The sequence below is a fragment of the Streptomyces sp. NPDC058289 genome, assembly GCF_042880975.1.
GTDB classification, from domain to species: domain Bacteria; phylum Actinomycetota; class Actinomycetes; order Streptomycetales; family Streptomycetaceae; genus Streptomyces; species Streptomyces stoeckheimensis.
The window spans coordinates 111,366-127,238 of record NZ_JBHVYI010000010.1; the positions used below are offsets into that span (position 1 = coordinate 111,366).

A 15,873-nucleotide genomic window follows, 5' to 3' on the forward strand; every position below is an offset into this window, starting at 1 on the left:
CCGATCACCGCTCAGGACGCCACCGGGATGTGGTGCTCGTCACGGCTCCGCGGGAGCCGGGCGAGGGTGACCGCGCGGAGCAGCCATTCCACCAGGCCGTACCGGTACCGGGACATCAGGTGCTTGCTGAGGGCGAGTTGGGACCCGTACAGGGCGAGCGCGCCGAGTACGACGGCGGTCGCGCCGAGGCGGTCGTACAGGGCGAGGCCGTAGGCGGTGAAGGCGAGGGCCATGACGAGGGACTGGCTCAGGTAGTTCGTCAGGGCCATCCGGCCGGCGGGGGCGAGCAGGACCGCGGTGCGCGCGCCCCGGGCCGTCTTCATGAAGAGGAACATGCCGCAGACGTACGCGGCGGTGAGGGCGGGGGCCGTGACCATGCCCACGACCGAGCCGAGGAGCGTCCACCGGGGACCGAGCGCGCCGCCGGCGGCGGTCGCGGCCATGAAGAGGCTGCCGGGCAGGCCCACGGCGGTGCCGAGCACGCAGATGCGGCGCATCCGCGCCACGTGCCGTCCGGTGTCGGCGAGGAGCCGCCGCTTGCCGCAGTACAGGCCGGTCAGGAAGGCCGCCAGCACGAAGCCGCCCATGAGCGGTACGGCGAGCAGCGCGTCGGGCAGCTGCCCGAGGTTGGCCCGCACGACGGACGCCGCGTCGCCGCGGTAGTCGGCGACCATCGCGGCGAAGCCCGCGGTGAGCTCCTTGTCCGCTCGGGCCGTCTCGGCGTCCGACACGAGCAGCGAGGCCAGCCCCAGGAGGAGCAGGAAGGCGCTCGCGCATCCGTACACGATCCGGGCCGCGCGCAGGGCCGTTCGGGGCGAGCAATTCCGTGCGGCGATCAGGATCAGACCGAGCAGTGCGTAGGTCATGAGGATGTCGCCGGTGTACAGCAGGACGGCGTGCAGGACGCCCAGGACGAGCAGGCCGAGCGAGCGGCGGAGCATCCGCGGAGCGGCGCTCGCGCCGGCGTGTGCGGCGGAGGCCTGCTGGAGGGTGAAGCTGTAGCCGAAGAGGAACGAGAACATCAAGTAGAACTTGCCGACCGCCAGGGCCTGTACGACCCCCTCGACGCTCCGGTCGAGGGAGGAGGCGTCCGGATCGAGGGGCCCCCCGGTGCCGTACGGACCGGCCATCATCAGCGCGTTGACCAGCAGGATGCCCAGGAGGGCGAAGCCGCGCAGGGCGTCGACCTCCGGTATCCGTGCGGGCCGGTCCGTATCTGCGTGCTCTGCATCTGCACGGTCTGCATCTGCGCGGCCTGCATCTGCGCGGCCTGCATCTGCGTGCTCTGCCGTTGCGGGCACGGCTTCCCCCCAAGTGGTCGCGGGCGCGTGGAGCGCCCTTCTCCTGGGGTGACGTTAGCCCGGCGGGTCAGGGCCGCCGCAGGGCTCAGGCGGCCGAACCGATCTGCGCCGCGAAGGCCTTGCCCTTCGACTCCGCGTCCGTGAGCGCCTGCGCGTACGAGGCCTCCGCGAGGGGGACGAGTCCGGCCATCGCCGGGACGGACGTGGCCAGGGTCAGCTCGGGGACGATGAAGTCGACCTCGGCGCCGAACATCTCGGTCAGCACGCCGGCCAGGTGGTTCTGCACGTACTCCATGCCCTCGCGCGGGGTGCCCGGCGCGTAGGAGCCGCCGCGGCTGGCGACGACGGTGACCGGCAGGCCCTTGAGGGGCGACTCGGGACCCGCGGTGCGGCCCATCACGATGACCTGGTCCAGCCAGGCCTTCAGGGTGGAGGGGATCGAGAAGTTGTACATCGGGGCGCCGATCAGCACGGCGTCCGCCTGCTCCAGCTCCGCGACCAGCTTCGGCCGCTCGGCGAAGGCCGCGGCCTGCTCGGGGCTGTGGGTGGAGGGGTCGGCGAAGGCTGCGGACCAGGCGAGGCCGTCGAGGTGCGGGACGGGTGCGGCCGCCAGGTCGCGGTAGACGACCGTGCCCTCGGGGTGCTGCTCCTCCCAGGCCTTGCGGAACGCGGCGGTCACCGCACGCGAGGTGGAACCGGCAGCGGGGTTCAGGGACGAGTCCAGGTGCAGAACGGAGCGGGGCGCCGCACTGAAGCCCGCGCTCACGGAGCTGGGCGAGTGGGCGGAGAAGTGCCTGCTCAAGGGCGAGGAGACCTGCTGACCGGGCGTCCCGCACCGGCCGACCTGCCCTAGTCGCCGAGCGGCCGCGGGAAATCGAGGGCGAGCCGTCGGCCACCCCGATTACCGTTCCCCACATGACTCTTGTGCTGAACGACACCGTACGAAAGCTCCTCGACGCTCCGCACCCCGCCGTGCTCGCCACGCTCAACCCCGACGGCAGTCCGCAGAGTTCGGTGGTGTGGGTGACCCGGGACGGGGACGAGATCCTGATCTCCACCCAGCGCGGCCGCCGCAAGGAGCGCAACATCGTGGCGGACGCCCGGATCGGCCTCACGGTCTTCGACCTGGCCGACTCCTCCCTCTACGCCGAGATCCGCGGCACCGCCACCGTCACCGAGGACATCGGCCGGGCCGTCGCCGTCCGCGTCGCGGAGGAGTACGAGGGCCCCGGCGCGGGCGAGGAGTATGTGAACGCCCCGGCCGAGGACGTACGGGTCGTCATCCGACTCACCCCGGCCAAGGTGCTCGGCAGCGCGGCGCGCTGACCCCCTTCCTACGGAAGCCCCGGCCGCACCGCCGTCCAGGCGTCGACCGCCGCCGCCAGGGGGTCGGTCTCCGCGAGGTACGACCGGGCCGGTTCCGTACAGGAGATCAGGTTCTTGATGCGGCGCAGCCGGAGGATGTCGGGGCGCGGCAGGTCCCGCCAGACCCGGGCCTGCGCCGCCGCCTGGTCCGGGGTCAGCTCGAAGCGGGCCAGCACGTCCCGGCACAGGGCGGCGGGGTCCCGCTCGGGGTCCCCGTCCTCGCCTGGTCCGAGGTACCGGATCAAGTAGGCGTGCACGTACGGCCGTTCCTCCGGCCGGCCCAGCCGGTCGAGGGCGGCCATCGCGACCCGGGCCCAGCGCAGCCGCACCCCGTCGGGCAGCTCCTCGTTCTGCATGCAGAACGTGGCCAGGGACCGCAGAGTCTCCGAATGCGGCTCCTCCAGCAAGGGCGGCCCGGTGGCCAGCCAGTCCTCCAGGTCGGCCAGCGCGTGCCCGGCCGGCGGCACGTACGTCAGCACCTGCCCGCGGGCGAGCAGCGCGACCGCCGGTCCGGTGAGGTGCACCTTCGCCACGTGCCCCGCGTCGAAGGACCCGACCGTGCGCCCGTACCGCTCGATCCCCCGCAGCCTGGTCCGCAGCTCGCCGGCCGCGTACACCTGCCCGGCCCGCGCCACTCCGCCGATGCACCGCACCACGCAGACGCCGCCCGTGACATCGGCGGCCTCGACCGCACACACCTGCAACTCGGCGAAAGACACCCTGCCCCACCCCCTGTCCTGGGCCGGGAGGCTACCGGGCCGGAGCCCGGTTCACCCGGTGTTCGCCCTCCGAGGCCGCGGGGGCGGGCCGGCGCGGGGCGGCCCGGAGTCCGTACAGGGCCAGGCAGACAGCCGGCAGGAAGACCGCTCCGGCCACCTCGAAGCCGAAGGCGTAGCCGCCCGTCACGGCCGCCGGGTCGCCGACGGCCAGCAGCGAGGCCGTGCGGGCGTCGGCCGCGGAGGTGATCAGGGCGAGGCTGACGGTCGGTCCGGCCAGGATGGCCGTGTTCACCACGGCTCCGGCGAGTGCGGACTGCTCCTCCGGGACACCGGCGACGGCCCCCACGACCGCGGCGGACATGACGGTGCCGATGCCCCCCGACAGGACGATCAGACCCAGCAGCACCGTCGGCGTCGACCCCGTGCGCAGCCCGACGCTCCCGATGAGGAGGAGGCCGGAGGCCGTGACGGCCAGTCCCGCCACCGCCACGGTGCGCACGCCGTGACGGGCGACGACCCGGCCTGCGAAGAAGGCGACACCGAGCAGCGTCGCGCTGTAGGGAACGAAGGCCAACGCGTTCTGCAGCGCCGAGTATCCGCGTACCTCCTGGAAGTAGAGGGCCAGCAGGAAGGCTGTGCTCGCGCCGATGGCCGGGCCGAGCAGCGCACAGACCAGTGCGGTCACGCGGTACCGCGAGGCGAGGAAGGACAGCGGCAGCAGGGGGGCGCGGACGCGCTGCTGGGCGATGACGAAGGCGGTGAGGAGTACGGCTCCCAGGGCCAGCGGTACGAGGACCTGCGCCGAGGCCCAGCCTTGCGGCCCGACCATCACGAGGCCGTAGCCGAACGTGGAGAGGCCGACGGTGGCGAGTACCGCGCCGAGGAGGTCCACGGGTACCCGTACGGGAGCGGGCCCTGCCGGCAGCACCCGGGGGGTGAGCGCGAGCACCGCCACGGCCGCCGCCGCGAACAGCCCGAAGGTCCACCGCCACGACAGCCAGGTCACGAGCGCCCCGCTGAGGATGATGCCGATCGCGGCGCCCAGGCTGGACAGCAGCCCCCAGACGGCCAGCGCCGTGGCCCGGGCCCTGCCCTCGGGGAAGACTCCGCGCAGCAGCGCCATCGCGGGAGGCGCGGCGAGCGCGGCCCCGCAGCCCTGCAGGAAGCGGGCGGCGAGCAGGACCCAGGGGGCGGGGGCCAGCGCCGCGGCGAGGGACGCCGCGCCGAACAGGGCCGTGCCCAGGGTGAACAGGCGACGGCGTCCGATCCGGTCGGTGAGCCGTCCGCCGAGCAGGAGCAGCCCGCTGAAGGCCAGACCGTAGAAGGCGCTGACGAGGATGAGCTCGCCACGGCTCAGGACGAGCTCCCGCTGCACGGCCGGTCCGGAGGCGAAGGCGACCGAGACGGATGCGTTGAGCAGGAGCTGCACCGCGGCGAGCGTCGCGAAGGCCACCCGCTTGTCGGGCGTGACGGGTGGACCCTGCTGCAAGTCGTCCATGCCGCGAAGTCTGGCAGCGGCCCAGGTGCACCGCCGCGGGCCGCGCGGAAGTCCGTCAGGTCCCTTGCGCGGCGGCCAACGAAGCGTGTTACGAAAGGAGTTGGCTCTCGAGGGCCTTCGGCAGGAGCACCACTCGGCTGCCGTGCAGTTCTCCGTCTTCGATGCGCCGGTGGGTCCGGGCGCCCTCCGCCAGGGAGGCCCGCTCGACGGAGCGGACGCGCAGCCGGCCGCTCGCCAGCAGCCGGTTGATCGACCCGGCGGCTTCGGCGAGTTCCGCCGTGGTGGCGTGGGAGATGACGAAGCCGACGATCGAGCCGTCCTTCATGTAGAGCGCTCCGGCGGGCAGGACCGGCTGGGACCGGGCGCCGGCGAGGAGCACGATGCGGCCCCGGTGGGCGAGTGCCGCGACGGCGCCGGTCAGGTCGTTCGTGCCGGAGGTGTCCACATGGACGTCGATCCCCTGCGGGCTGATCTCGCGGATGCGGTCGGCCAGTTCGGGGTCCCTGTAGTCGAGGACCGCCGCCGCACCGAGGAGGCGGCAGTGTTCGGCGTCGCGTGCGGAGGCGGTGGCGATGACCCGGGCACCCGCCTCGACGGCCATGACGATGAGGGCGCTGCCCACGTTCCCGGCGGCTCCGGCGATCAGCACGGTCTCGCCGGCACGGACCCGGCCGTGCGTGAACAGGGCGAGGTAGGCGGTGCCGGCCGGGTGCACCAGCGCGACCGCTTCCACCGGGTCCACGCCGGCGGGCAGGTGGTAGAGGCGGTCGGCCGGAACCGCGGCCCGTTCGGCGGCGGCGCCCTGACGGCCCCCGTGGCCGAGGCTGTTGGACCAGACCCGGTCGCCGACGGCGAAGCCCGGGGCTCCGGGACCGGCCGATACGACCGTCCCGACGAGGTCGCGGCCGATGACGAACGGGAACTCGACCGGGGTGCGGAAGAGGCCCGACCGCACGAAGGTGTCGACCGGGTTGACGGATACCGCTTCGACCTCGACCAGAACATCCGTCGGGCCCGGGGCCGGAGGGGCGATCTCGCCGTAGCGGATGTTCTCGGCGGGACCGAGTTCTTCGATGAAGGCTGCACGCATGGCCCGATCCTCCCAAGCAGCCCCGCCCTCCGCGCAGGGCGCGAAGAAGGCTTCGTCAACTCCCCGCCGGGAGGGGGTCGGACACGAAAACCCGAAGGGCCGCGCCGGGGGAAGCGGGCGGCCCTTCGGGGGTGGGGGGATCAGACGGACGCGATGGCCCGGGTCTCGTGGATCTTCGCGGCCAGCGCGCCGAGCAGCTGCTGGAGCAGCTCGATGGTGGTCTCGTCGGTCAGGTTGCCGGACTCGTCGAAGCGCTCGTGGGCCCGGAAGATCTGGAGCTCCGGCTTGCCGACGACCTTGGAGTCCGTCCACAGGAACGACTGGCGCAGCGCGAGCTGGGCGCGGACCGTGCCGAAGTTGGTCGGCGCGGCGCCCGCTATCGCGATCGGCTTGGCGGCGAGCGAGGAGGCCGGCGAAGGGGCGATCGGGCGGCTCGCCCAGTCCAGCGCGTTCTTCAGGACGCCGGGGATTCCGTAGTTGTACTCGGGGGTGGCGATGAACAGGCCGTCCGCCTCGGTGATGCGGCGGCGCAGGTCGGTCGCCGCGACCGGCGGGGTGTCGTTGTCGAGATCCGTGTCGTACGGAGGGATGTCGCGCAGGCCCTCGTAGATCTCGATGGACAGGCCACTGGGGGCGAACTTCTGCGCGGCGCGCACCAGGGCGCTGTTGAGCGAGGCGGCACGCAGGCTGCCGGAAATGGCCAGGATCTTGAGATCGGGCATGAACTTCTCTTCCGTGAAGGTGACATGTGCGGTGACCGCCGTGCCCGGCAGGACCGTGCGAAGAGCGTCGGGGGGATGCGCGGGAGTCTGGCCGCACGCGCGGGTCGCCTTCAAGCACGCGCGGGCGTATCTGTCAGCTGTCTCAGCCGTCCGCGGCGCCCGATCCGGCGGCCGGGTCACGGGACACTGGGGTCTGCTGGGTACTGGGTGACCTTGCGAGATAACTGAACTGAACCGTATAGTTCAGTAAAGTCGGAGGGACGGCAGAACGACGTCCGACCACCAAGAGAGAAGGCATCATGACCACGCTGGGTTCCGCAACCGACACCGCCACCGCGAGCCGTTCGGTGGTCGACGTGCTTCAGCCGGTCCGCGCCCTGGAGGGCGAGGGATTTCCGGTTCGCCGCGCCGTCCCCACACCGCGCATCCCGCAGCTGGACCCCTTCCTGATGGTCGACCAGGTCGGCCCGGTGGACCTCGGCCCGGGCGAGCCCAGGGGCGCCGCCGAGCACCCGCACCGCGGCTTCGAGAGCATCACGTACGTCCTGGACGGGGACATCGAGTACGCGGACTCGACCGGCAGCCGCGGCGTCGTACGTCCCGGCGGCGTGCGGTGGCTCACGGCCGGCGCGGGCGTGCTGCACTCGGCGCAGCCGAGCGCAGCCTTCCGCGAGGCCGGCGGCCTCCAGCACAACCTGCAGATCTGGGTCAACCTGCCCGCCTCCCTCAAGGGACTGCGCCCGCGCACCCAGAACCACGGCGCCGCGGGGATCCCGGTGGTCCGCACGCTCGACGGCTCCTGGTTCAAGGTCATCGCGGGCACGGCGCTCGGCGCGACCGGCCCGTTCCGGACCCGGGTGCCGGTGACCGTCGTCCACGCGTCGGTCGCCCCGGGCAGCAGCGCCGTACTCCCCGCTCCGGCGGGCCGCAACGCCGCCGTGTACCTCCTGTCGGGCAGCGGGAAGGTCGCCTCGCAGGAACTCGCCGACGGGGACCTGGCCGTCCTCGCGCACGACGGCGACAGCGTGCGGGTCGAGGGCGGGCCTGTCGGCGCCGACCTGCTCTTCCTGTCCGGCGAACCGATCGGCGAACCCGTGGTCCGCAGCGGCCCGTTCGTCATGAACACCCCGCAGGAGATCGACCGCGCCTTCGACGACTACGCGAACGACCGCCTCGGCCGGTACGAGGACTGACCGGCGCCGGCGGCCGCCCCGCCGCTCGGCGCATCGACCGGCCGCCCGGCAGCCCGGCGGCCGGTCCTGTCAGTTCTACCGGTCCCACCGGTCCTACCGGCCCCACCGGCCCTACCGGTCGACCCCGTACTGGTTCAAGAACATCTCCACACCGCCCTGTACGAGACGCTCCGCGAGGTCCTCGTCCAGGGCGGTGCCGTACGCGCCGTAGACCAGGTGCGGGGACAGCACCAGGCCCGAGAGCTGAAGGACCGCCAGCTCCATGTCCGGGATCCGCAGCAGTCCGCGGTCGTTGAGGCGGCCGAGGGCCGCGGCCAGAACGGCGTGCTGGCGGCCCGGCCCCTCCTCCTGCCAGGCGCTCCCCAGCTCGGGGAACCGGTGGCGCTCCCCCGCGAGCACGTTGCGCAGCGCGAGCACCTCCGGGGCGGTCAGGCCCGCGACCCAGGTGCGGCACGCCTCCACCAGGTCCGTGCGGACGTCGTCGGACTCGGCGAGCTTGGCCTGGATCACCGACTGGGCCACTTCGAGCGCCTCGTCGAGCGTCTGCCCGATCACGGCGTTGAACAGGTTCTCCTTGCTGCCGAAGTGGTTGTAGACGGTCACCTTGGAGACCCCCGCCTCCGCCGCCAGCAGGTCGACGCCGGCTCCGAAGCCGTCGCGCAGGAACACCGTGCGCGCCGCCTCCAGGATGGCCTGGCGCTTGCGCGCGGCGCGGGCCCCGGTGGGGACGGCGGGCTGCTCTGCCGTGGTGCGCGCCTTCATGTCGATCCCCTACTCCTCGGCGAATGGGATCCCAGTCTAGGTCCAAGTGAACTGAACCGTTGCGTTCAACTGAACTGAACTGTATGGTTCAGTCATCGGCCGGAACGAGCACCACCCGCACCAGCCGAAGCACTCGAGCAGACTTTCCAGGAGGCCACTTCCATGAGCGAGACCCAGACGCCCCTCTTCGGGTCGCGAGCCCAGATCCACGTCCGGGCCACCCCGGCCCAGGTGTACGCGGTCGTCAGCGACCTGGCCCGCAGCGGCGAGTGGAGCCCCGAGTGCCTCGGCGGCGAATGGGCCTCCGGCGCCCCCGGCGCGGTCGGCTCGGTCTTCCGCGGCGAGAACGAGCGCAGCGAGGACGTCGTTTCCTGGGCCCCGGTGGTGCGCGGCAAGTGGACCACCTACGCCGAGGTCGTCGAGGCCGAAGCCGGCCGCACCTTCCAGTGGGCCATGCACAACAGCGCCGGCGTGAAGCAGGACAGCCTCTGGGGCTTCTCCATCGAGGCCGAGGGCGCGGGCACCCTCCTCACGCACCACTTCCGGATGGGCACCGCCACGGAGGGAATCGTCGGCATCACCGCCGAGATGGACGCCGACGCCAAGCAGAAGTTCTTCGCCGAGTGGGGCGAGAAGGTGGCCGGCGACCTCGCCCAGACCCTGGAGCGCGTCAAGCCCGTCATCGAGAAGACCGCCTGAGCCGCGCGAGCGGCGAGCGGGGCGGGCAGCGCACGGCGGGCGCGAGCGGCTGGCGGCCCGAGACCAGCCAGAGATGACCCCGAGACCAGTAACTGACCTTGTCTGTAAGTGACTTGAGAACGGCGAGACGATGATTCTGCAGCGCATCGGCAACAAAGGCATCCGGCTCGGGACGCTCTTCGAGCGGGCCGCCGAGAAGCACCCGACGAACGTGGTGATCCTGGACCACGACCTGGACATAGCCCCCGCACTGGGCCGCCGGGCGACCGTGGCCGAAGTCGCCGACCTGATCGACGACTTCGCGTCCCGGCTCTGGGCCGCCAAGGTCCGCCCCGGCCGGCGCGTGGTCGTCTACAAGTCCGACGGCTTCGACATCACCCTGCTGGCCTGCGCCGTGGCCCGCATCGGCGCCGTACCGGTGCTGCTGTCGCCGAAGCTCGACGGAGAGACCGTCGCCGAACTCGTGCGCCGCACCGACCAGCCGTACCTCCTCACCGACCAGGACAAGCTGGAGACCGAGCTGCCGGACTCGGTGTTCGCGGAGGCCGAGCAGGTACTGCTCACCTCCGGCAGCTACCAGCAGGCGACCGAGCTGGCCTCCCTCGCCGGGGTCGAGCGGGTCCCCTCCGTGACCATGCCGCCGGACTACCCGACCCTGATCACCCACACCTCGGGCACCACGGGCACCCCGAAGCTGGCCGTCCACACCGGTCACACCCTGCAGGCGCGCTACCTGCCGCAGGCCATGATCACCAAGCCGCTGCTCCGGGGCCGCGAGACCATCGCCATGCACGTCTCCTTCGTCCACTCGCGGCTCATCACCGCGCTGGCCATCTCCCTCTTCCGCGGCTTCCCCATCGTCGTACTCGCCGACGGCGACCCCAAGCGGGCCGCCGACCTCTTCGCCCAGCTCCGCCCCGGCATCCTGGAGGCACACCCCAACTCCTTCATGGAGTGGGAAGAGCTGGCCGACGACCCGCGCGGCCCCCTGGCGAACGTGAAGCTCTTCAGCAGCACCTTCGACGCCATCCACCCGCGAACCGTTCAGCGTCTCCTGGCGGCCACCCGCCGCAGGGCCCCGGTCTTCGGCCAGCTGTACGGGCAGAGCGAGATCGGCCCCGCCGTGGCGCGGTCCTTCTCCAAGCGCCGCGGCCTGGACGCGGACGGCCGCTGCGTGGGCATGCCCTTCCCGGGCATGACCGACGTCCGTGTCGTCAGCCGCAACGGCCTGCCCCCGTCGGAGACCAACCCCGGCTTCATCGAGGTCAAGAGCGACGGCCGGATCGTCACGTACCTCGGCGAGCAGGAGCGCTACGACAAGCAGGTCAACGACGGCTGGTGGCGCATGGGCGACGTCGGCTACCGCACCAAGTGGGGCTGCGTGCACCTGCTCGACCGCGAGGTCGACCTGATCGAGGGCTTCGGTTCCACCCTCGCCGCCGAGGACACCCTCTTCACCCGGCTGGACGAGCTCGCCGAGGTCATCATCATCCCCGACGAGAACGGCCGCGCCGTCCCCGTCGTATGCACCAAGGACGACAAGCCGCTGGACATGGACTCCTGGCAGTCCGCCGTCGCGGGACTCCCGCAGATGGGCGAGCCCGTCCAGTGGCGCCAGTCCGACCTGCCGCAGACGGCCACCACCAAGATCAAGCGCCTGGAACTCGCCCGGCTGCTCACCTCCGGCGCCACCGCCGCCCGAACCCTTCAGGAGCAGGTCTGATGTCGAAGCTGATCATCGTCGGTGGCGGAATCGGCGGACTGGCCACGGCCCTCGCCGTCACCCGGCAGGGACACACCGCGCTCGTCCTGGAACGCGCCCCCGAGTTCGCCGAGATCGGCGCGGGCATCCAGCTCGCCCCCAACGGAATCCACGCCCTCGACCGCCTCGGCCTCGGCGAGGCCGTCCGCTCCACCGCCGTCCTCATGGACGAGCTGCGCTTCATGGACGGCGTCACCGGCGAACACGTCGTGAGCATGGACCTGACCGACACCTACCGGAAGCGCTTCGGCAACCCCTACGCGGTCGTCCACCGCGCCGAACTGCACACCAAGCTGCTGGAGGCCTGCCTGGCCTCGGAGGCGATCGAGCTGCGCAGCGGCGCGCCGGCCGCCGGGTACGAGCAGGACGCGAACGGCGCGTCGGTCGTCCTGGAGAACGGTGAGCGCATCACCGGCGACGCCGTCATCGGCGCCGACGGCATCCACTCCGCCATCCGCGGCCGGCTCGTCGGGGACGGCGCGCCCCGCAACTCCGGGATCACCGTCTACCGGGCGATCATCCCGATGGAGCAGATCCCCGAAGACCTGCGCCACCTCACCTCCGTGACCTGGTGGACCGGCCCCGGCTGCCACTTCGTGCACTACCCGATCGCCGGCGGCAAGTACCTCAACCTCGCGGCGAGCAGCGACAACAAGGCCACCGAGACGCTGGCCGGAGTGCCCGCCTCGGCCGGGGACATCCGCCGCGAGTTCGGCTCGCTGGGCGCCGACGCGCAGCGGCTGCTCGCCCTCGGCGAAGGGTGGAAGTCCTGGGTCCTCGTGGACCGGGACCCGGTCGAGAACTGGACCGACGGACGGGTCGTCCTGCTCGGCGACGCGGCCCACCCGATGCTCCACTACGTGGCACAGGGCGCCTGCCAGGGCCTGGAGGACGCCGTGATCCTGGGTGACCTGCTCGACTGCGACGCCTCCGAACTCCCGCAGCGCTTCGAGAAGTTCAACGCCGACCGGCGCGAGCGCACCGCGAAGATCCAGCTCCTCGCCCGGGAGAGCATCAAGCTCTGGCACACCAAGGGCCCGGCCGCCGCTGCCCGGAACGCCCAGCTCTCCTCGTACTCCCCCGACCAGCTCCACGACTACGTGGCCTGGATGCACGGCGCCCGCACCCTCGACGACACCACCGCCCCGACCGACGGCCGCAACACCCCGAACGGAGAACAGCGATGAGCAGCAACGGACGCACCCAGGTCGCGATCATCGGCGCCGGCCCGCGCGGACTGTCCGTGCTGGAGCGGCTGTGCGCCAACGAGCGGGCCAACCCCACGCACTCCGCGGTCACCATCCACGTCGTCGACCCGTCGGCGCCGGGCGCCGGACAGGTGTGGCGCCCGGACCAGTCCCAGCTCCTGCTGATGAACACGGTGGCCTCGCAGATCACCATCTACACGGACGCCAGCGTGCGGACCGAGGGTCCGATCGAGCCCGGCCCGACCCTCTTCGAGTGGGCGCGGAGCGTCGCCGAGGGCGGCGCGGCCGCCGCGGGCCTCCTTGAGTCCACCGTTGCCGAGGCCCGCCGGCTGGGCCCGAACACCTACCCCACCCGCGCCTTCTACGGCAGCTACCTGCGCGCCACCTTCGAGCGCGTCGTGGCGAACGCCCCCGCCCACGTCACCGTCGAGGTGCACGCCTCCCGCGCCGTGGCCATGGCCGACACGCACGGCGTGCCGGGCGGCCCGCAGGGCGTACGGCTGGAGAACGGCGTCCGCCTCAACAACCTGGACGCCATCGTGATGGCGCAGGGCCACGTACCGGCCCGGCTCACCCCCCGCGAGGCGAAGACCGCGAGCCTCGCCCGGATCCACCACCTCACCTACGTGACGCCCGCCAACCCGGCGGACCTGAACCTGCACGTCGTCAAGCCCGGCGAGAACGTGCTGCTGCGCGGCCTGGGGCTGAACTTCTTCGACCACATGGCGCTCTTCACCGCCGGCCGCGGCGGCAGGTACGTCCGCGGCGAGGACGGCCGGCTGACCTACCTGCCCTCGGGCAACGAGCCCAAGCTGTACGCCTTCTCCCGGCGCGGCATCCCGTACCACGCCCGCGGCGAGAACGAGAAGGGCGCCTACGGCCGCTACCTGCCGCGCCTGCTCACCCCCGAGGTGATCGCCGACATGCGCCGCCGCTCCGCGGACGGCGACGGCATCAGCTTCTCCGAGGACCTGTGGCCGCTGATCTCCCGCGAGACGGAGAGCGTCTACTACGGCGCCCTGCTGAAGAACAAGGGCCGCGGCGGCGAACGCGAAGGGTTCACCGCGCGGTTCCTGTCACTGGAGCAGGAGCAGGACCGCGAAGCGCTGCTGGACGCCTATGGCATCGAGGCGGCGGAGCGCTGGAGCTGGGACCGGCTCTCCCGCCCCTACGGCGACCGGGAGTTCACCAGCCGCGAGGACTTCAAGACCTGGCTCGTCGGGTACCTGGCGCAGGACGTCCGGGAGGCCAAGGCCGGCAACCTCAGCGGCCCGCTCAAGGCGGCCCTGGACACCATGCGGGACCTGCGCAACGAGATCCGCCTCGCCGTCGACCACGGCGGCCTGACCGCCGACTCGCACCGCGATGACCTGGAGGGCTGGTACACCCCGCTCAACGCCTTCCTCTCCATCGGCCCGCCGGCCTCCCGCATCGAGGAGATGATCGCGCTCATCGACGCCGGAGTGCTCGAACCGACCGGTCCCGGTACGGAGATCCGCGTCGACACCGCCGCCGGCGACCAGGCGACCTTCATCCTCCAGTCCCGACTGGTGCCCGGCCCCACGGTCCGCTCCGCCGTCCTCATCGAGGCCCGGCTTCCCGAGCCCGACCTGCGGCGCACCGACGACCCGCTGCTGCGCCACCTCCTCGACACCGAGCAGTGCACCACGTACCGGATCTCCGGCGGCGACGGCTCCGGCTACGAGTCCGGCGGCCTGGCCGTCACCGAGCGCCCCTACCGGCTGCTCGACGCGCGCGGCAGGGCCCACCCCCGCCGGTTCGCGTACGGGGTGCCCACGGAATCCGTGCACTGGGTGACGGCAGCCGGCATCCGCCCGGGCGTCGACTCGGTCACCCTCGGCGACTCCGACGCGATCGCCCGCTCCGTGCTCGCCCTGACGACCGCCGCCCCCGTCCCGACGGGCGTCGCACCGATGCCGGCCGAGACCGACCTGACCGGAGTCCTCGTATGAGCACCCGGGACGCCACGAACTCCCCGGCCACCACGGCCGGCCGGCAGGACGCGCTCACCGACGCGGGGCTGCTGTCGCCGGTACGCGCCGGCACCCCGGCCGAGGAAGCCGTCTGCGATCTGGCCTGGCTGCAGGCCATGCTCGACGCGGAGGCCGCCCTGGCCCGCGCCCAAGCGGAACTGGGCACCCTCCCCAAGTCCGCCGCCGAAACCATCACCGCGGCCGCCCGGGCCGAGAACCTCGACCTGCGGGCCCTCGCCCTCGCCGCCCGGGAGACCGCCAACCCCGTGGTCGGCATGGTGCAGGCGCTGACCCGGGTGGTCGCCGCCGAGGACGCCGAAGCCGCCGAGTACGTCCACCGGGGCTCCACCAGTCAGGACATCTTCGACACCGGCGCCATGCTGGTGGCCTCCCGGACCTTGGCCCTGATCAGGGCCGACCTGGCCCGTACCGCCGCCGCCCTGGCCGTACTCGCCGGGGAGCACCGGGACACCGCGATGGCCGGGCGCACCCTCGCCCTGCAGGCCGTACCCACCACGTTCGGGCTGAAGGCGGCCGGCTGGCGGGCGCTGGTCCTGGATGCGGACGAGCGGCTGGCCCGGATCCAGGACGGCGGGCTGCCGGTGTCGCTCGGCGGAGCCGCCGGAACGCTCGCCGGATACCTGGAGTACGCCCGGATCGACGGCGCGGGCCGCTGGCCCGAGCCCGGCGAGTACCTGGACCGGCTGGTCGGGGCCTACGCCACGGAGACCGGCCTCGCCCGGCCCGTACTGCCCTGGCACTCCCTGCGCACCCCGATCGCCGATCTCGCCTCCGCGCTCGCCTTCGCCTCGGGCGCACTCGGCAAGATGGCCGTCGACGTGCAGACCCTGGCCAGGACCGAGATCGCCGAGGTTGCCGAGCCCGCCGTGGCCGGCCGCGGCAGCTCCTCGGCCATGCCCCACAAGCGCAATCCGGTCCTGAGCACGCTCGTCCGCAGCGCCGCCCTCCAAGTCCCGGCCCTCTCCGCCGCGCTGGTGCAGTGCCTGGTGTCGGAGGACGAACGGTCCGGCGGCGTGTGGCACGCCGAGTGGCAGCTGCTGCGGGAATGCCTGCGGCTGGTCGGCGGCGCGGCCGCCACGGCTGCCGAACTCGCCGAGGGCCTCACCCCCAGGCCGGACCGGATGCGGGCCAACCTGCTGCTCACCGGCAGCCAGGTGGTGTCCGAGCGGATCGCGGCCGTACTGGCTCCGCTGCTGGGCAAGGCGGCGGCGAAGCAACTGCTGACCCGGGTCTCGGCCGCGGCCGAGGAGACCGGCCGGCCCCTGCACGAACTGCTCGCCGAGGAGCCCGTACTGCACGGCCGCTGGACCGCGGACGAACGAGCACGGCTGTGTGATCCCGGTACCTATACCGGGGGCGCCGGCCCGCTGGTGGACCGGGCACTGGCGCAGCCGCATTGACCCCTCCCGGCCCCGGCCCCTCCTCTTGTTCCTGCTGCTCCTGCTCCTGCTCCTGCTCCGGATTCGCCATTGAATTCAACTGAACTGAACTGTATGGTTCAATTAGTGGGGAAGTCCCCCGCCCAGGACGGACAACGCC

At 72.4% G+C, this 15,873-nt stretch carries 14 protein-coding genes; 7 read left to right on the plus strand and 7 right to left on the minus strand.

The features are described from left to right. Nucleotides 1-11: 11 nt before the first annotated feature. Both ACFVX6_RS07545 and ACFVX6_RS07550 read right to left on the minus strand, forming a co-directional pair. Nucleotides 12-1,301, minus strand: a complete 1,290-nt coding sequence (locus tag ACFVX6_RS07545; RefSeq protein ID WP_389688948.1) for a DUF418 domain-containing protein — start codon at nucleotides 1,299-1,301, stop codon at nucleotides 12-14. Between the two features lie 85 nt (nucleotides 1,302-1,386). Next, nucleotides 1,387-2,067 (minus strand): FMN-dependent NADH-azoreductase, encoded by a 681-nt coding sequence (locus ACFVX6_RS07550; protein ID WP_389689013.1) that lies wholly within the window; start codon nucleotides 2,065-2,067, stop codon nucleotides 1,387-1,389. A 149-nt stretch (nucleotides 2,068-2,216) separates the two neighbouring features. Here ACFVX6_RS07550 and ACFVX6_RS07555 point away from each other — a divergent pair, with 149 nt between their 5' ends. Continuing rightward, a complete protein-coding gene (locus tag ACFVX6_RS07555) occupies nucleotides 2,217-2,627 on the plus strand; it encodes a PPOX class F420-dependent oxidoreductase (RefSeq protein WP_389688950.1) in 411 nt (136 codons plus the stop codon). 8 nt (nucleotides 2,628-2,635) lie between these two features. On the opposite strand, the gene ACFVX6_RS07560 is transcribed toward ACFVX6_RS07555, so the two are convergent. The 4 genes from ACFVX6_RS07560 to ACFVX6_RS07575 form a co-directional block, all read right to left on the minus strand. Further along, nucleotides 2,636-3,385 (minus strand): hypothetical protein, encoded by a 750-nt coding sequence (locus ACFVX6_RS07560; protein ID WP_389688952.1) that lies wholly within the window; start codon nucleotides 3,383-3,385, stop codon nucleotides 2,636-2,638. A 31-nt stretch (nucleotides 3,386-3,416) separates the two neighbouring features. Next, entirely contained in the window at nucleotides 3,417-4,883 is a 1,467-nt protein-coding gene (locus ACFVX6_RS07565) for an MFS transporter (RefSeq protein WP_389688953.1), read from the minus strand. Nucleotides 4,884-4,971: 88 nt separating this feature from the next. After that, complete coding sequence (locus tag ACFVX6_RS07570) at nucleotides 4,972-5,973, minus strand: NADPH:quinone reductase (RefSeq protein WP_389688955.1); 1,002 nt, start codon at nucleotides 5,971-5,973, stop codon at nucleotides 4,972-4,974. A 140-nt stretch (nucleotides 5,974-6,113) separates the two neighbouring features. Continuing rightward, entirely contained in the window at nucleotides 6,114-6,695 is a 582-nt protein-coding gene (locus ACFVX6_RS07575; RefSeq protein WP_389688957.1) for an NADPH-dependent FMN reductase, read from the minus strand. Between the two features lie 299 nt (nucleotides 6,696-6,994). Between ACFVX6_RS07575 and ACFVX6_RS07580 the strand changes: the two genes are divergently transcribed. Then, the gene (locus ACFVX6_RS07580) at nucleotides 6,995-7,888 is read left to right on the plus strand and encodes a pirin family protein (protein WP_389688959.1); all 894 of its coding nucleotides are present in this window, start codon (nucleotides 6,995-6,997) and stop codon (nucleotides 7,886-7,888) included. A 111-nt stretch (nucleotides 7,889-7,999) separates the two neighbouring features. Here the strand turns inward: ACFVX6_RS07580 and ACFVX6_RS07585 are convergent, their stop codons facing one another. Continuing rightward, nucleotides 8,000-8,650: a TetR/AcrR family transcriptional regulator gene (locus ACFVX6_RS07585; protein ID WP_389688961.1), complete on the minus strand. Its 651-nt coding sequence runs from the start codon at nucleotides 8,648-8,650 to the stop codon at nucleotides 8,000-8,002. A gap of 162 nt (nucleotides 8,651-8,812) precedes the next feature. Between ACFVX6_RS07585 and ACFVX6_RS07590 the strand changes: the two genes are divergently transcribed. The 5 genes from ACFVX6_RS07590 to pcaB all read left to right on the plus strand — a co-directional run bounded on the left by ACFVX6_RS07590 (nucleotide 8,813) and on the right by pcaB (nucleotide 15,734). Then, nucleotides 8,813-9,349 (plus strand): SRPBCC family protein, encoded by a 537-nt coding sequence (locus tag ACFVX6_RS07590; RefSeq protein WP_389688963.1) that lies wholly within the window; start codon nucleotides 8,813-8,815, stop codon nucleotides 9,347-9,349. A 130-nt stretch (nucleotides 9,350-9,479) separates the two neighbouring features. Further along, nucleotides 9,480-11,072, plus strand: a complete 1,593-nt coding sequence (locus ACFVX6_RS07595; RefSeq protein ID WP_389688965.1) for a class I adenylate-forming enzyme family protein — start codon at nucleotides 9,480-9,482, stop codon at nucleotides 11,070-11,072. Beyond that, nucleotides 11,072-12,298: an FAD-dependent monooxygenase gene (locus ACFVX6_RS07600; protein ID WP_389688967.1), complete on the plus strand. Its 1,227-nt coding sequence runs from the start codon at nucleotides 11,072-11,074 to the stop codon at nucleotides 12,296-12,298. The genes ACFVX6_RS07595 and ACFVX6_RS07600 overlap by 1 nt, the downstream gene beginning before the upstream one ends. Then, nucleotides 12,295-14,292 (plus strand): FAD/NAD(P)-binding protein, encoded by a 1,998-nt coding sequence (locus tag ACFVX6_RS07605; protein WP_389688969.1) that lies wholly within the window; start codon nucleotides 12,295-12,297, stop codon nucleotides 14,290-14,292. Before ACFVX6_RS07600 ends, ACFVX6_RS07605 begins: the two co-directional genes overlap by 4 nt. Further along, nucleotides 14,289-15,734, plus strand: a complete 1,446-nt coding sequence (pcaB, locus tag ACFVX6_RS07610) for a 3-carboxy-cis,cis-muconate cycloisomerase (protein WP_389688971.1) — start codon at nucleotides 14,289-14,291, stop codon at nucleotides 15,732-15,734. The genes ACFVX6_RS07605 and pcaB overlap by 4 nt, the downstream gene beginning before the upstream one ends. The last annotated feature ends 139 nt before the right edge of the window (nucleotides 15,735-15,873 follow it).

Excerpts from the sequence above, each read along its gene's own strand:
- ACFVX6_RS07570 (WP_389688955.1), bottom strand. The coding sequence starts at position 5,973 with ATGCGTGCAGCCTTCATCGAAGAACTCGGTCCCGCCGAGAACATCCGC.
- ACFVX6_RS07580 (WP_389688959.1), top strand. The coding sequence starts at position 6,995 with ATGACCACGCTGGGTTCCGCAACCGACACCGCCACCGCGAGCCGTTCG.
- ACFVX6_RS07605 (WP_389688969.1), top strand. The coding sequence starts at position 12,295 with ATGAGCAGCAACGGACGCACCCAGGTCGCGATCATCGGCGCCGGCCCG.
- ACFVX6_RS07595 (WP_389688965.1), top strand. The coding sequence starts at position 9,480 with ATGATTCTGCAGCGCATCGGCAACAAAGGCATCCGGCTCGGGACGCTC.
- ACFVX6_RS07585 (WP_389688961.1), bottom strand. The coding sequence starts at position 8,650 with ATGAAGGCGCGCACCACGGCAGAGCAGCCCGCCGTCCCCACCGGGGCC.
- pcaB (WP_389688971.1), top strand. The coding sequence starts at position 14,289 with ATGAGCACCCGGGACGCCACGAACTCCCCGGCCACCACGGCCGGCCGG.
- ACFVX6_RS07600 (WP_389688967.1), top strand. The coding sequence starts at position 11,072 with ATGTCGAAGCTGATCATCGTCGGTGGCGGAATCGGCGGACTGGCCACG.
- ACFVX6_RS07565 (WP_389688953.1), bottom strand. The coding sequence starts at position 4,883 with ATGGACGACTTGCAGCAGGGTCCACCCGTCACGCCCGACAAGCGGGTG.
- ACFVX6_RS07590 (WP_389688963.1), top strand. The coding sequence starts at position 8,813 with ATGAGCGAGACCCAGACGCCCCTCTTCGGGTCGCGAGCCCAGATCCAC.
- ACFVX6_RS07555 (WP_389688950.1), top strand. The coding sequence starts at position 2,217 with ATGACTCTTGTGCTGAACGACACCGTACGAAAGCTCCTCGACGCTCCG.
- ACFVX6_RS07575 (WP_389688957.1), bottom strand. The coding sequence starts at position 6,695 with ATGCCCGATCTCAAGATCCTGGCCATTTCCGGCAGCCTGCGTGCCGCC.